Origin of the sequence: Brevundimonas nasdae, from assembly GCF_019395145.1 — a bacterium.
Classification (GTDB): Bacteria; Pseudomonadota; Alphaproteobacteria; order Caulobacterales; family Caulobacteraceae; genus Brevundimonas; species Brevundimonas nasdae.
This window is the reverse complement of record NZ_CP080034.1, coordinates 3036112-3050213: the sequence shown is the minus strand read 5'-3', so window position 1 is coordinate 3050213 and position 14102 is coordinate 3036112. Positions and strand designations below refer to the sequence as shown.

The window sequence follows — 14102 nt, the reverse complement described above, 5'->3', positions numbered from 1 at the left end:
TATGGCTCAGCATGACCCGTCCCTTCGTCAAGATGAACGGCGCCGGCAACGACTTCGTCGTCGTCAATGCGCTGGAGCAGCCCTTCAACCCCACTGTCGATCAGGTGCGGGCGCTGGGCGAGCGCGCCTCGGGCGAGGGGTTCGACCAGCTGATCGCGATCGAGCCGTCCGACAGCGCCGACGCCTTCATGCGGGTGTGGAACGCAGACGGCTCGATGGTCGAGACCTGTGGCAACGCCCTGCGCTGCGTCGGCTGGCTGCTGATGCAGGCCAATGGCTCAGACCGGGTCGTGATCGACACGGCGGGCGGCCCGGCCACCGCGACCCGCGCAGGGGACCACCGCGTCACCGTGGACATGGGCAAGCCGCGTCTGGACTGGGCCCAGGTGCCGATGTCCGAGGAGATGGACACCCGCAATATCGAGCTTCAGGTCGGCCCCATCGACGCGCCGGTCCTGCACACGCCGGGCGCCGTCTCGATGGGCAATCCGCATGTGGTCTTCTTCACCGACCGCCAGGACGACGCCTTCGTCACCGGCTCGGGTTCTCTGGTCGAGCATCACCCCCTGTTTCCCGAAGGGGTCAATGTCGGTTTCGCAAACGTGCTGGACCGCGACCATATCCGCCTGCGCGTCTGGGAGCGGGGCGCGGGCCTGACCAAGGCGTGCGGCACCGGCGCCTGCGCCGCCCTGGTCGCCACCGCCCGGCGCGGCCTGACGGAACGCAGGGCGACGGTGGTTGTGGACGGCGGCGAAATGGTCATCGACTGGGACGCCGAAACCGATCACGTCTTCATGACGGGGCCGGTGGAGATCGAGCGGACGGGCGTCCTGGCGATCTGACCCAACAGGTTTTTGCGGCAATCCGCACGAACAGCTTCCGCACGGTCACCTTTTCCGCACAAATATCGCGCAGACCGCCGCAGATCTTGCTTTTGCGGCCTGTCAGGCCGTGTTCCCGGCTCTGTGGTTGTCCCGTCTTCCCGCCCGCTTTAGGAACAGGCAAGACAACCAGAAACGACGCGCCCGGAAACGCCCGACATCATGCCCGATCAAACCGACAAACAGACCTTCTCCGACGAAGAGGCGCTGGACTTCCACCGCATTCCGACGCCGGGCAAGATTTCGATGGCGCCGACCAAGCCGATGGCGACCCAGCGCGACCTGTCGCTGGCCTATTCGCCGGGCGTCGCCGTGCCGGTGCTGGCCATCGCCGCCGATGCGGACAAGGCCTATGACTACACCTCCAAGGGAAACATGGTCGCCGTCATCTCGAACGGCACGGCCATCCTGGGTCTGGGCAATCTGGGCCACATGGCCTCCAAGCCGGTGATGGAGGGCAAGTCCGTCCTGTTCAAACGTTTCGCCGACGTCGACAGCTTCGACGTCGAGGTGAAGACCACCGATCCGGACGAGTTCATCACCGTGGTCAAGAACATCGGCGATACCTGGGGCGGCATCAATCTGGAGGACATCAAGTCTCCGGAATGCTTCGTCATCGAGAGCGAACTGCAGGACCTGCTGGACATCCCCGTCTTCCATGACGACCAGCACGGCACGGCCATCATCTCGACCGCCGGCCTGATCAACGCTGTCCATATCGCGGGCAAGCGGCTGGACGAGGTCAAGGTGGTTCTGGCGGGCGCAGGCGCTGCGGGCCTGTCCTCCATCGCCCTGATGAAGGCGGCGGGGGTCAAGGCCGAAAACACCGTCATCTGCGACCGTGACGGCGTGGTCTACAAGGGCCGCGAGCACGGCATGGACCAGTGGAAGGCCGCCCACGCCACCGACACCCCCTTCCGCACCCTGGCCGAGGCCATGGTCGGCGCCGACGTGGTGCTGGGTCTGTCGGCCAAGGGCGCGATCACCAAGGAGATGGTCGCCTCCATGGCGCCCAATCCGATCATCTTCGCCATGGCCAACCCGGACCCTGAAATCACGCCGGAGGACGTCCAGTCCGTCCGCTCCGACGCCATCATCGCCACCGGGCGCTCGGACTATGTGAACCAGGTCAACAACGTCCTGGCCTTCCCCTATCTGTTCCGGGGCGCGCTGGACGTTCGTGCGCGCCGCGTGAACCATGAGATGAAGGTCGCCTGCGCCCAGGCCCTGGCGGCCCTGGCCCGCGAGGATGTGCCGGACGAGGTCGCCGCCGCCTATCGCGGGCGCAAGCTGAAGTTCGGTCCGGACTACATCATCCCGACCCCGTTCGATCCGCGCCTGATCTGGTACATCCCGCCCTTCATCGCCCAGGCGGCGATGGATACGGGCGTGGCCCGCGTGCAGATCGACGACATGGACGCCTATCGCGACGCCCTGCGCTCGCGCGTCGATCCGTCGGCGGCCCTGATGCAGAAGATCAACTCGGCCGTGCGCGGCGGGGCGGACAAGCGCATCGTCTTCGCCGAGGGCGAGGAGCCCGCCGTCATCCGCGCCGCCTGGGGCTTCAAACAGGCCGAACTGGGCACGCCCATCCTTGTCGGACGCGAGGACCTGATCCGTCAGAACGCCGCCGAGGCCGGGTTCAACTTCGACGACATGGGCATCGAGATCACCAACGCCCGCGTCTCGGGCCACAATGTCGAGGACACCGACTGGCTGTACGAGAAACTGCAGCGTCGGGGCTATCTGCGCCGCGACGTGCAGCGGATGATCAACCAGGACCGCAACTATTACGCCGCCACCCTGGTCGCCAAGGGCCGGGCCGACGGCATGGTCGCGGGCGTGACCCGCAACTTCAACATGGCCCTGAAGGAAGTGCAGCGCGTTCTGGATGTGGACGACACCCTGATCGGCCTGTCGATCCTGCTGGCCAAGGGCCGCACCCTGTTCGTCGCCGACACCACCATCCACGAACTGCCGGGCGCCGAGGAACTGGCCGAAATCGCCATCAAGGCCGCCGAGACGGTGCGCAAGCTGGGCCGCAATCCGCGCGTGGCCTTCCTGTCCTATTCGACCTTCGGCAACCCGCCCGGCGACCGCAGCGAGAAGGTGCGCGAGGCCATCCGCATCCTGGACAAGATCGGCGTCGATTTCGAATATGAAGGCGAAATGCCGCCAGAGGTCGCCCTGGATCCCAAGGGACACCCCGCCTATCCGTTCAACCGCCTGACCAAGCCGGCCAACACCCTGGTCATGCCCGCCATCCACTCCGCCGCCATCTCGACCAAGCTGGTGCAGGCGCTGGAGGGGGCGACCCTGATCGGTCCGCTGCTGGTCGGTCTGGAGAAGCCGGTGCAGATCGTGTCTCTGGGCGCCTCGGTGTCGGAAATCATCACGGCGGCGACCTTTGCGGCCTATGACGCCGGACCCGCCTTCCAGGGCACGGGCCTGACCTCGTCGCCTCGGCCGCCTGCGGCCCTGGTCGAGCGCTGATCACGGCTTGAACGAACAGACGGGTGCAGGCACGGTCCGCCGATGAACGAGCCTGCACTCTATCCCCCGACCGCCCCGCCGCCGCGACGGGTCGAACCGGGCCTCTATCTGGTCGCCACGCCGATCGGCAATCTGCGCGATATGACATTGAGGGCGCTCGATGTTCTGGCCGCCGCCGATCTGGTGCTGGCCGAAGACACCCGCGTCACGGCCAAACTGCTGTCGGCCTATGGGCTGAAGGCCAAGCTGGAACGCTGCGACGACCATGCGTCGGCCCGCGCCGCCGAACTGGCGATCGAGCGCCTGCGTGAAGGCCAGGTGGTGGCCCTGGTGTCTGACGCCGGAACCCCTCTGGTCAGCGACCCCGGCTTTGTCGTGGCCCGCGCCGTGATCGCCGAGGGTCTGCCGGTCCATCCGATCCCCGGCCCGTCCAGCCTGCTGGCCGCCCTGTGCATCGCCGGTTTGCCTGCCGACCGGGTGCTGTTCGCCGGCTTCCTGCCGAACAAGACCGCCGGACGCCGCGCGGCGCTGGAAGACCTGAAAGGCCAGCGCCAGACCCTGGTCTTCTTCGAAAGCGGTCCGCGTCTGAAGGACAGTCTGACCGACATGGCCGCCGTGCTGGGCCCGCGTCCGGCGGCGGTCGCGCGCGAACTGACCAAGCTTTACGAGGAATGCGTGCGGGGGACGCTGGATGACCTGGCGGTTCATCCGAAGCTTGATGCGCCCAAGGGCGAGATTGTCGTGGTGATCGGGCCGGGCGAGGTCGAACAGGCGTCAGAGGCCGACGCCGACGCCGCCCTGACCGAGGCGCTGAAACGCCTGCCGACCGGCGAGGCCGCCTCGGAGGTGGCCAAGGCGCTGGGGATGAACCGCAAGACCCTGTATCGCCGCGCCCTGGAGCTTCAGGGCAAGTGAGCGAGCGCCTGCCTCGCCCGGCGCCGATCCGTCGTCCCAAGGCGGCGTGGCGTCAGGCCAAGGGCGGGCAGGCGTTCAAGTCGGGTCATGCCGCCGAATGGGCGGCGGCGGCGCTGCTGATGGTCAAGGGCTATCAGATCCTGGGCTTCCGCCTGAAGACGCGCGGCGGCGAGATCGACATTCTGGCCCGACGCGGCCGGGTTCTGGCGGTGGTCGAGGTCAAGCGCCGTTCGACTGTCCAGGCGGCGATTGAGGCGTTGAAACCCGCCCAGAGGCAGCGTCTGGCCGCCGCGGGCGAGGCCGTCAGGCGCAATCGTCCGGCCCTGCAAGTTCTTGATTTGAGAATTGATATCGTGGCGCTGGCCCCCGGCCGCTTTCCACGTCATGTTCGGGGCGTCTGACGCAAACGAGGATCCGGGGCGTATGACGCGTGAGGAGGCCGAGGCCATCCTGACGTCGGCGGGCGAAGCCGACGACGCCGCCTTCCCCTTGCTGGAGGCCGCAATCGCCTGCGCCATTCACGACTATCCGCTGCGCGACGTCAAACCGGTCCGCATCCTGGCCCAAAGCGCCTGCGAACGTCTGAAGGAGCGGGTGGCGACGGAAAGCCCGGATGACGCCCTGTCCGAAACCATGGGCTCGGACCTGCGTCTGAACGGCGATCTGTTGAACCATGACGACCCGGCCAACACCGACATCATTGACGTGGCCGAGCGGCGGCGCGGCCTGTCGGCGGCCCTGGCGGTCTTCTATCTGCACGCCGCCCGCGCGGCGGGTCTGAACGCGGCGGGCGTCGATTTTCCCGGCCATTTCATGATCCGCGTCGAGACGTCCGTGGGGCCGGTGGCGCTGGACCCCTTCGCCCATGGGCGGCTGGTCATGCCCAGCGAACTGACCCGTCGCGCCCTTCGCGCCGGTCTGACGCCGCAGGTCGCCGACCGGCTGGAGGTGTTGATGACGCCGGTGTCGGACCGCGAGTCCCTGATCCGGCTGCAGAACGTCCTGTTCAACCGCGCCATACGCAGCCAGGACTATGTCGGCGCCGAACGCTCGGCCCTGCGCCGCGCGCTGCTGGCGCCGGATGACCATCGTCACTGGCTGGACGTGGCCTCAGCGCGTGAGAAACAGGGCGCCCTGGCCGGATCGCTTCAGGCCCTGTCGCAGGCGCACGGGCTGAACGGACTGGAGGAAGCCCAGCGTTCGAGCAGTTTCGAACGGCTGCGGATGCGGTTGAATTGATCCCGGGAGGCGATCTTGGCTGATGGAGCGATCGTGGTGAAAGCCCGGATCAGGCTTTTGTCAGCAGATGAGGGCGGGCGCACCTTGCCGGTCTATGGTCGATACAGACCCAATCATGGTTTCTTCGACAACGACCGATCAGAGATGATGATCGGTCAGATCGATTTCGGGACTGTGCCTTGTCACCCGGGAGAGACAAGAGACGTCACTATTGAATTCTTCGATGCCCGGAACTGAACGATCTTCTTCAGAATGGCCGTGAATGGCGTATTCAAGAAGGGGACAGGCTTATCGGCGTTGGCCGTGTGATTGAACGGCTTAAGCCGGCATAGGACCTAAACCGGCTCGCCGCGCAGCAGACGGGGCAGGTCGCCCGTCGCGCCGCCCGCCTCCTGCATGAAGGCGCGGCGCAGGGGGCCGATGCGGTTGACCGCCGCCATGCCCAGATTGCGCGCCATCCGCACGGGGGCGATGTCGTTGGAGAACAGGCGCACGAAGGCGTCGAAGCCCGCCGCCAGCGCCGCATTGTCGAACCGGCGCCAGCGGGCGTAGCGCTCCAGCACCGTCTCGGACCCCAGATCCTCGCCCAGACGCGCGGCCTCGGCCAGCACCTCGGCTAAGGCGGCGGCGTCCTTCAGGCCCATGTTCAGCCCCTGTCCGGCGATGGGATGCACACCGTGGGCGGCGTCGCCGATCAGGGCGATGCGCGGGGCGATCAGCTTCTCGGCCAGGCTGAGCGACAGCGGATAGACGAAGCGCGGTCCCTCGACCGTCACATCCTCCAGAAACTCGCCGAAGCGGCGCATCAGATGGGCGTGGAAGGCCTCGTCCGAGGCCGAGCGCAGCGCCTCGCCCCGGCGGGTGCTTTCGGTCCAGACCAGACTGGCGCGCTGGTCGGTCAGGGGCAGGATGGCGAAGGGGCCGCTGGGCAGGAAATATTCATGGGCGACATTGCCGTGGTCGCGGCCCATCCGCACCGTCGCGACCACGCCGCTCTGGCCATAGGTCCAGCCCACCGTCTCGATCCCGGCGGCGCGACGAACGGTCGATCCGCGTCCCTCGGCGCCGACGACCAGAGGCGCGGTCAGGGTTGAACCATCGGCCAGGGTCACCGTCGCCTTGCCCGCGTCCGCGGTGACCGAAGCCACAGCGGCGGGCGCGCGGACCTCGATCCCCGCGCGGATCACCGCTTCGGCCAGGGCCACGCGGATGCGGCGGTTCTCGACCAGATAGCCCAGAGGCTCTCCGCCCGTGCGCCCGCCGATCTCGTCAGCGTCGAAGCGCAGGAAGGCGGAGGAGGGGGCCGGGCTGGCCGCGCCAGGCCGGCGCCCGTCCGTGACCAGAATATGATCCATCCGGCAGGCGTGGGGGCGCAGGTCTTCGCCCAGCCCCAAGGCGTCCAGCATGCGGAAGGTCGAAAAGGCGATGGCGGTCGAACGCCCGTCGAAGGTCGGCGCCAGCTGGGCGTCGAACGGCTGGGGGTCGATCATGACCACCTTCAGCCCGCCCTGCGCCGCCGCCAGCGCGAAGGCTGCGCCGGTCAGGCCCGCGCCTGCGATGATGATGTCGTAGGTTTCGGTGTCGGACATGACAGGCTTGTCGCGCCGGGCGGCCCAAAGGTCCAGCATCAGTTGTCGATGAAAACTAAGAACCGCCCTACCTCAGAATAAGGTGGACAACAGAAAGATTCGTCACAAATCGGCTTGACTCGCTGGGACTCACTTGCCGCTAAACCACACTATGTAGTGGTGTGTAAAAACGTGATCGCAACATAGCGTTTTTTTAGCTTGGCGCCGAAGGTGAGGTTCGTCATGGTGGGGCGTCGAAACGACAGACGGGGCGCCCAGCCAAGGTACGCCCCGCCCGAAAGGGAGTTTCGACTGGTAGGCCCCGAGTTATCGGGCCCCCAGACGAGAATCTGTCTCTGCCGTCTGGTCTGCAACTGGGGCCATCTCGCAAGGGATGGCCTCTTCTTTTATGCAGCTAATGCACCACATCTTGTGCTCGATGTCTAATCACAAACTACACTTTGTGAATAAATTAGCTAAGTGATTCAATCGACTCAGCTTTTTTATGGCACGGTCTACGAATCTAAAAACACCCACACTGGTAAATGGGCTCTTAACCCTGTGGATGCGACAAGGGCTGCCGAACGTCAGCCGCCAGGAAGGTTCCGCCCTTCATGTCCACCGCCCTCGCCATCAGCCGTCAGGCCTGGATCAGCGCCCGCATCCTGTGGGACGCGCCGTTTGTCGTGCGGTTCAGGGGCGTGCTGCAGGCCCTGCTGGCGGCGCTGCTGCTGGTCGCCTTGATCTCGTGGAATCCGGCGGACGCCAGCCTGAACGCGGCCTCCAGCCTGCCGACGACCAACTGGCTGGGCGCGAACGGCGCCCTGTTCGCCGACATCTTCATGCAGTCGCTGGGGCTGGCGGCCTGGCCTGCGGCCCTGTTGCTGATCGCCTTCGGCGTGGCCCGCGCGGTGGGCGACGCCCTGCAGCAAAGGTTGAAGCCGACGCCGTTGAAGGCGCTGGCGGCGACGGGCGGGACGCTGCTGCTGTCCAGCGCCCTGGCGGCGCTGGCCGCGCCCGCCGCGTGGCCGTTGGCGGCCGGTCTTGGCGGTCTGTGGGGCGACGCCGTCACCGGCCTGGCCGCCAAGGGGATCACCGCCCTGCATATTCCCGCCGGACGGATCATCGCCGGTCTGATCTTCCTGATCGCCAGTCTGTGGATGCTGGCCTACGCCGTGGGCATTCGCGCGATGGACTTCATCGACGCCCTGCACTGGGGCAAGTCGTTGCGGGCGCCCGCCGCGCCGCAGGCCGCCGTCAAGAAGGCCCAGCGCGCCAAACCCTCTGAGGACGCCCCCGCCAAGTCGGCCAGGGCCAAGCCCGCCCCCCGCGCCGCCGCCGCTCAGGATGAACCGGCCTATGAGGCCGAGGCCCCGACCTACGCCGATGAGGCCCAGGCCGGGTCCCAGACGGCTTACGACGATCTGCCGCCGTGGGAGGAGGCTCTGCCGGTCGAACCCGCGCCACGCCCCTCGGCCCCCCGCGCCGTCGAACCGCGCGTCGCCGCCGTCAAGGCGCCCAAGGCGCGCAAGGACGATCTGGACCAGCAGGCCTTTGATTTCACCCGGCCCGAGGGCGACTTCGACCTGCCGCCGCTGGGCATATTGAGCAAGCCCGGCCAGCGCACCGCCTCGGTCGATGAGGATTCGCTGAAACAGAACGCCAAGATGCTGGAAGGCGTGCTGCAGGAGTTCGGCGTGCGCGGGGTGATCGACCAGATCCGCCCCGGCCCGGTGGTCACCCTGTACGAACTGGTCCCGGCGCCCGGCGTGAAGCACGGCCGCGTCGTGGCCCTGGCCGACGACATCGCCCGCTCCATGTCCGCCCGCGCCTGCCGCATCAGCGTGGTTCAGGGGCGCAACGCCATCGGCATCGAACTGCCCAACGCCAAGCGCGAGACCGTCTATCTGCGCGACCTTCTGGCCAGCGCCGAATACGACAAGAAGGGTCACCTGCTGCCGCTCGCTCTGGGCGAGACCATTGGCGGCGAGCCCTATGTCGCCGACCTGGCGCGGATGCCGCACCTGCTGATCGCGGGCACCACCGGCTCGGGCAAGTCGGTCGGGGTCAACGCCATGATCCTGTCGATCCTGTATCGCCACAGCCCGGCCGAGTGCCGCTTCATCATGATCGACCCCAAGATGCTGGAGCTGTCGGTCTATGACGGCATTCCGCACCTGCTGGCCCCGGTCGTCACCGATCCCAAGAAGGCCGTCGTCGCCCTGAAATGGACGGTGCGCGAGATGGAGGACCGCTATCGCCGCATGTCCAAGCTGGGCGTGCGCAACATCGCCTCCTACAACGAACGCGCCCGCGAGGCGCAGGAGAAGGGCGAACATTTCGAACGCACCGTCCAGACCGGCTTCGACGATCAGGGCCGTCCGGTTTACGAGTCCGAGAAGATCCGGCCCGAGCCGCTGCCCTTCCTGGTCGTGGTCATGGACGAAATGGCCGACCTGATGCTGGTTGCGGGCAAGGATGTGGAAGGCGCCGTGCAGCGTCTGGCCCAGATGGCGCGCGCCGCGGGCATCCACCTGATCATGGCCACGCAGCGCCCGTCGGTGGACGTCATCACCGGCACCATCAAGGCCAACTTCCCGACCCGGATATCTTTCCAGGTCACCTCCAAGATCGACAGCCGCACCATCCTGGGCGAACAGGGCGGCGAGCAGCTGCTGGGCCAGGGCGACATGCTCTATATGGCGGGCGGCGGGCGCATCACCCGCCTGCACGGCCCCTTCGTCGACGACAAGGAGGTCGAGGACGTCTGCAAACACCTGAAAGCCCAGGCCGAACCCGACTATCTGGACCTGATCACCGACGAACCAGACGGTGACGGCGACAACGCCTTTGACGAGGGTGGAAACGGCGGTTCCGGCGACGACCTGTATGACCGCGCGGTCGCCGTGGTCACCCGCGACCGCAAGGCCTCGACCAGCTACGTCCAGCGTCGCCTCCAGATCGGCTACAACCGCGCCGCCTCCCTGATCGAACGGATGGAGCAGGAAGGCGTCGTCTCGCAGGCCAACCACGCCGGCAAGCGTGACGTCCTGGCCGGTCCGCCGCCGATGGTGTGAAGGTTGCTGCGGCCGTGGGGCGTCAGTTCAGGGCGTGCATCGCGCCCTGGATCGTGGCCATGAGTTCCGGGCGATCTGCGCCGTCCTGCGCCTGAAGCGACAGGGCCAGAACGACGGAGGCGTAGAAGACGGCCAGGCCGGATGTGTCGGCGTCTGGGGGCAGTTGGCCCTCGCTGCGGCCTTTTTCGAGACGGATATGGATGCGCTGGATCATGGCGCGTCTTTCGGCCGCCATGCGTTGGCGCAAAACATGGTCATGGGGCGAGTTCACCAGCCCCAGGGCGGCAAGACAGCCTGCCGCACGGGGGGCGCCCAGCGCATTATCGGCGCTGGCGGCCAACATGGCGTGGATGGCGGCCCGGACATTGGACGTGTCGTCCAGCGCGGTGATGCCGCGCACCCCGATGGTCGAGAGGTAGAGGTCGAATGCCTCATGGAACAGGGCTTCCTTGGACTTAAAGGCCGCGTAGAAGCTGGGCGGATTGATGCCCATGGCCGCGGTCAGATCGCCGACCTGGGCGGCCTCGAACCCCTTTTCCCAGAAGATCTGCAACGCCTGCTGAAGCGCCTGGTCGCGGTCGAATTTTCGGGGTCTTCCACGCGGGGGCACGGGTCATCCTTTCTATAATCCTTACTACATAAATGCTTGACGTGAACAGCGCAAATGCAGATAGGTTTATGTATTGAGGTTTACAAAAATAGAGCCATGACCGACGCAATCCGACCCGCCGTTATCGAGTTCTTCCGCCGCACCGCTTGCGAAAGCCCGCCGGATATCAGCGCCTTGTTCAGCGAGGACGTGGACTGGCATGTCGCCGGTGATGTCGACGCCGTCTCCTGGATCGGCCGCAAGACGGGGCGTAAAGGCGTCGCTGAATTCTATCAGGCGATCCGCGATCTGATCGTTTCAGAACGGTTCGAGGTCACGGAGATCCTGGTGCAGGGAAACCGGGCCATTGCCTTGGGCGAGCTGGAATCCCGCGTGAAAAGCACCGGCAAGCTTATTGTGTCGGAGTTCGCCTTCGACCTGACCTTCCGTGACGGTCTGATCGTCCGGTTTCGCATGTTCGAAGACAGTTTCGCCGTGGCCCAGGCTGCTGTCTGACCCTTGGGCGGCTGGGCCGATAACCGACTGATCCTGTCGCCAAAATAAGATAGGTGAGAGACGGTCGCCTAATAGGGAAACAAGCCGAATGCCAGAACTGTCCAGCCTGATGACCTTCGCCCTGATCGCGCTGGGCATGGTCCTGACGCCGGGACCGAACATGGTCTATCTGATCTCCCGCTCGATCAGCCAGGGGCGCGTGGCGGGTCTGATCTCTCTGGGCGGGGTGGCGCTGGGGTTTGTCTTCTATCTGCTGTGCGCAGCCTTCGGGATCACGGCCTTTCTAATCGCTGTGCCATTCGCCCATGATGCGCTGCGGATCGCGGGGGCGGCCTATCTCTTCTATCTGGCATGGCAGGCGGTGAAGCCGGGCGGTCGTTCGCCGTTCGAGGTCCGCGAACTGCCCAGGGACAGCCCGCGAAGGCTGTTCATGATGGGTTTCATGACCAATCTGCTGAACCCCAAGATCGCCATCATGTATCTGTCGCTGCTGCCGCAGTTCATCACGCCGGGACATGGGAGCGTGCTGGCGCAGTCGCTGGTTCTGGGCATGACGCAGGTGGTGATCAGCCTCAGCGTCAACGCCGTGATCGCTGTTGCGGCGGGATCGATCGCCGGCTTCCTGACGCGCCGTCCCAGCTGGCTGTCCATTCAACGCTGGCTGATGGGCACGGTGCTGGGCGGGCTGGCGGTGTCGATGCTGGCCGAGGCGCGGCGCTAGGTCGTCTGGGCGGCGGCGTATCGAACCGGCGACAGGCCGGTCAGGCGTTTGAACATGGTCGAGAAGGCGGCGGGACTGTCATAGCCCAGGTCCAGGGCGACGGCGGTGACCGAACGCCCTTCGGCCAGCAGGGGCAGGGCGCTGACCAGACAGGCCTGCTGCCGCCAGGCGCCGAAGCTCATGCCGGTTTCACGGCGAAACCGGCGTGTGAAGGATCGACGGTCCATCGCCATCCGCCGCGCCCAGTCGTCGATGGTGTCGTGCGGCGACGGGCGATCCAGAAACCTGTGGCACAGGGCGGCCAGCGCGGGGCTGACGGGGAAGGGGACGGACAGGGGCAGGCGCGGCGCGCGCTCCAGCTCCGCCAGCAGCAGGGCCATCACCAGTTCATCGCGCCCGCCCGGCTCATAGTCCGCGACGATGTCGGAGGCGGCGATCAGCAGGCTGCGCAACAGGGCCGGGACGCCGATCACCAGGCTTTGACCGCCCAGGGCGCGGGCGGTGCCGTCGTCCAGCAGGACGCTGCGGGTTTCGACATTGCCCACCATGCGCACGGCGTGGGTTATGCCCGCCGGCGTCCAGACCGCGCGTTCGGGCGGCGCGACCCAGGCGCCGTGGGCGGTGCTGACCACGATCACGCCGCTGGCGGCGTACAGCAGCTGGCCGCGGCCATGACTGTGGGGCGCCAGTTCGAATGACGGCGGATAGCGGTTGCCGATGCCGACGACCGGCCGCGGCGTCTGATCATAGTCGTCAGGATTGATCCAGACTTTGGCCATGTCCCACTCGCGAAAGTGAATGTCCCGACATCGAATGCGGGCCAAGGGTCTGTGCGCTATCGCAGACGCCCGAACAAGGTTTGAGTTGATGACGACCGCCCACGCAGATCCCGCCCAGCCCTCGGTGGCGCAAACCACGGTCTTTCCCGTGATCGTGGCGGTCAGCGCCTGTCACCTGCTGAACGACATGATGCAGGCGCTGCTTCCGGCCATCTATCCCAACCTCAAGGCGGCGCTTGGCCTGTCCTTCAGTCAGATCGGTCTGATCACCCTGGTGTATCAGATCACCGCCTCGATCCTGCAGCCTCTGGTCGGGGTCTATGCGGATCGTCGCCCGACGCCGCTGGCCCTGCCGGGCGGGACGCTGTTCTCGCTGGCGGGCCTGGTCGTCCTGTCGGTCGCCCACACCTATCCGCTGTTGCTGGTCGGCGCGGCCCTGCTGGGCATGGGCTCGTCGGTCTTCCACCCGGAAGCCTCGCGCGTGGCGCGGATGGCGGCGGGGCGCCGCGCGGGGCTGGCGCAGTCCCTGTTCCAGGTCGGCGGCAATGCAGGCTCGGCCCTGGGTCCGCTGGCCGCCGCCATCGTCGTGGTCCGTTGGGGGCAGAGCAGCCTCGCCTTCTTCGCCCTTCTGGCCCTGCTGGCGGGGGCCATCCTGTGGCAGGTCAGCCTCTGGTACCGGGATCACGGCCTGGCCCGACTGGTCGCCGGACGCAAACATCTGGAGGCGATTGAACTGCCCAAGGGCACGGCGCGGCGCGGCCTGGCCATTCTGCTGGCCATGATCTTCTCGAAATATGTCTATCTGGCCAGCATCACGAGCTACTTCACCTTCTACCTGATCCAGAAGTTCGGCGTGGATGTCGACACCGCCCAACTGCACCTGTTCGCCTTCCTGGGCGCCGTGGCGGCGGGGACGATGATCGGGGGGCCGATCGGCGATCGTTTCGGGCGCAAATATGTGATCTGGGCCTCGATCCTGGGCGTGCTGCCGTTCACCCTTCTGCTGCCGCACGTCAGCCTGTTCTGGACGGGACCGATCACGATCATCATCGGCCTGCTGCTGGCCTCGGCCTTCCCCGCCATCGTCGTCTTCGCCCAGGAGCTGGCGCCCGGAAAGATCGGCATGATCTCGGGCCTGTTCTTCGGCTTTTCGTTCGGCATGGGCGGCATAGGCGCGGCGGTCCTGGGCTGGATGGCGGACCTGTACGGGGTGACGACCGTCTATGCGATCTGCAGCGTCCTGCCCGCCATCGGCCTGCTGGCCGCCTTCCTGCCCGATTTGAAGAAGGCGCGCGCCAGGGCGGAGGCGGAGGGCTGATCCTCG

At 66.5% G+C, this 14102-nt stretch carries 13 protein-coding genes; 10 read left to right on the top strand and 3 right to left on the bottom strand.

All coding sequences use genetic code 11. The annotated features are described in order from the left end of the window. Positions 1 to 11 precede the first annotated feature (11 nt). The 6 genes from dapF (at position 12) to KWG56_RS14855 (ending at position 5765) form a co-directional block, all read left to right on the top strand. Entirely contained in the window at positions 12 to 842 is an 831-nt protein-coding gene (gene dapF, locus KWG56_RS14880) for a diaminopimelate epimerase (protein WP_219352734.1), read from the top strand. Between the two features lie 201 nt (positions 843 to 1043). Continuing rightward, complete coding sequence (locus KWG56_RS14875) at positions 1044 to 3374, top strand: NADP-dependent malic enzyme (RefSeq protein WP_219352733.1); 2331 nt, start codon at positions 1044 to 1046, stop codon at positions 3372 to 3374. Between the two features lie 42 nt (positions 3375 to 3416). Further along, positions 3417 to 4289: a 16S rRNA (cytidine(1402)-2'-O)-methyltransferase gene (gene rsmI / locus KWG56_RS14870; protein WP_219352732.1), complete on the top strand. Its 873-nt coding sequence runs from the start codon at positions 3417 to 3419 to the stop codon at positions 4287 to 4289. Then, positions 4286 to 4690 (top strand): YraN family protein, encoded by a 405-nt coding sequence (locus KWG56_RS14865; RefSeq protein ID WP_219352731.1) that lies wholly within the window; start codon positions 4286 to 4288, stop codon positions 4688 to 4690. The genes rsmI and KWG56_RS14865 overlap by 4 nt, the downstream gene beginning before the upstream one ends. A gap of 22 nt (positions 4691 to 4712) precedes the next feature. Continuing rightward, positions 4713 to 5528, top strand: a complete 816-nt coding sequence (locus KWG56_RS14860; protein WP_219352730.1) for a transglutaminase family protein — start codon at positions 4713 to 4715, stop codon at positions 5526 to 5528. Between the two features lie 15 nt (positions 5529 to 5543). Next, complete coding sequence (locus tag KWG56_RS14855; protein ID WP_219352729.1) at positions 5544 to 5765, top strand: hypothetical protein; 222 nt, start codon at positions 5544 to 5546, stop codon at positions 5763 to 5765. Between the two features lie 98 nt (positions 5766 to 5863). Here KWG56_RS14855 and KWG56_RS14850 read toward each other — a convergent pair whose 3' ends face one another. Continuing rightward, positions 5864 to 7117 carry a UbiH/UbiF/VisC/COQ6 family ubiquinone biosynthesis hydroxylase gene (locus KWG56_RS14850; RefSeq protein ID WP_219352728.1) on the bottom strand — a complete coding sequence of 418 codons (1254 nt, stop codon included), beginning with the start codon at positions 7115 to 7117 and terminating at the stop codon, positions 5864 to 5866. Positions 7118 to 7710: 593 nt separating this feature from the next. On the opposite strand from KWG56_RS14850, the gene KWG56_RS14845 reads away from it, so the two are divergent. Beyond that, positions 7711 to 10173, top strand: coding sequence for a DNA translocase FtsK (locus KWG56_RS14845; protein WP_219352727.1), 2463 nt, complete (start codon positions 7711 to 7713; stop codon positions 10171 to 10173). A gap of 22 nt (positions 10174 to 10195) precedes the next feature. Here the strand turns inward: KWG56_RS14845 and KWG56_RS14840 are convergent, their stop codons facing one another. Then, positions 10196 to 10783 carry a TetR/AcrR family transcriptional regulator gene (locus tag KWG56_RS14840; protein ID WP_219352726.1) on the bottom strand — a complete coding sequence of 196 codons (588 nt, stop codon included), beginning with the start codon at positions 10781 to 10783 and terminating at the stop codon, positions 10196 to 10198. 96 nt (positions 10784 to 10879) lie between these two features. Here KWG56_RS14840 and KWG56_RS14835 point away from each other — a divergent pair, with 96 nt between their 5' ends. Both KWG56_RS14835 and KWG56_RS14830 read left to right on the top strand, forming a co-directional pair. Then, positions 10880 to 11278 carry a nuclear transport factor 2 family protein gene (locus tag KWG56_RS14835; RefSeq protein WP_219352725.1) on the top strand — a complete coding sequence of 133 codons (399 nt, stop codon included), beginning with the start codon at positions 10880 to 10882 and terminating at the stop codon, positions 11276 to 11278. An 88-nt stretch (positions 11279 to 11366) separates the two neighbouring features. Beyond that, on the top strand, positions 11367 to 11999 hold the full coding sequence (locus tag KWG56_RS14830; protein WP_219352724.1) for a LysE family translocator: 633 nt from the start codon (positions 11367 to 11369) through the stop codon (positions 11997 to 11999). Here KWG56_RS14830 and KWG56_RS14825 read toward each other — a convergent pair. Beyond that, complete coding sequence (locus KWG56_RS14825) at positions 11996 to 12778, bottom strand: AraC family transcriptional regulator (protein WP_219352723.1); 783 nt, start codon at positions 12776 to 12778, stop codon at positions 11996 to 11998. The genes KWG56_RS14830 and KWG56_RS14825 overlap by 4 nt on opposite strands. 88 nt (positions 12779 to 12866) lie before the next feature. Here KWG56_RS14825 and KWG56_RS14820 point away from each other — a divergent pair, with 88 nt between their 5' ends. Beyond that, positions 12867 to 14096 carry an MFS transporter gene (locus KWG56_RS14820; RefSeq protein WP_219352722.1) on the top strand — a complete coding sequence of 410 codons (1230 nt, stop codon included), beginning with the start codon at positions 12867 to 12869 and terminating at the stop codon, positions 14094 to 14096. The last annotated feature ends 6 nt before the right edge of the window (positions 14097 to 14102 follow it).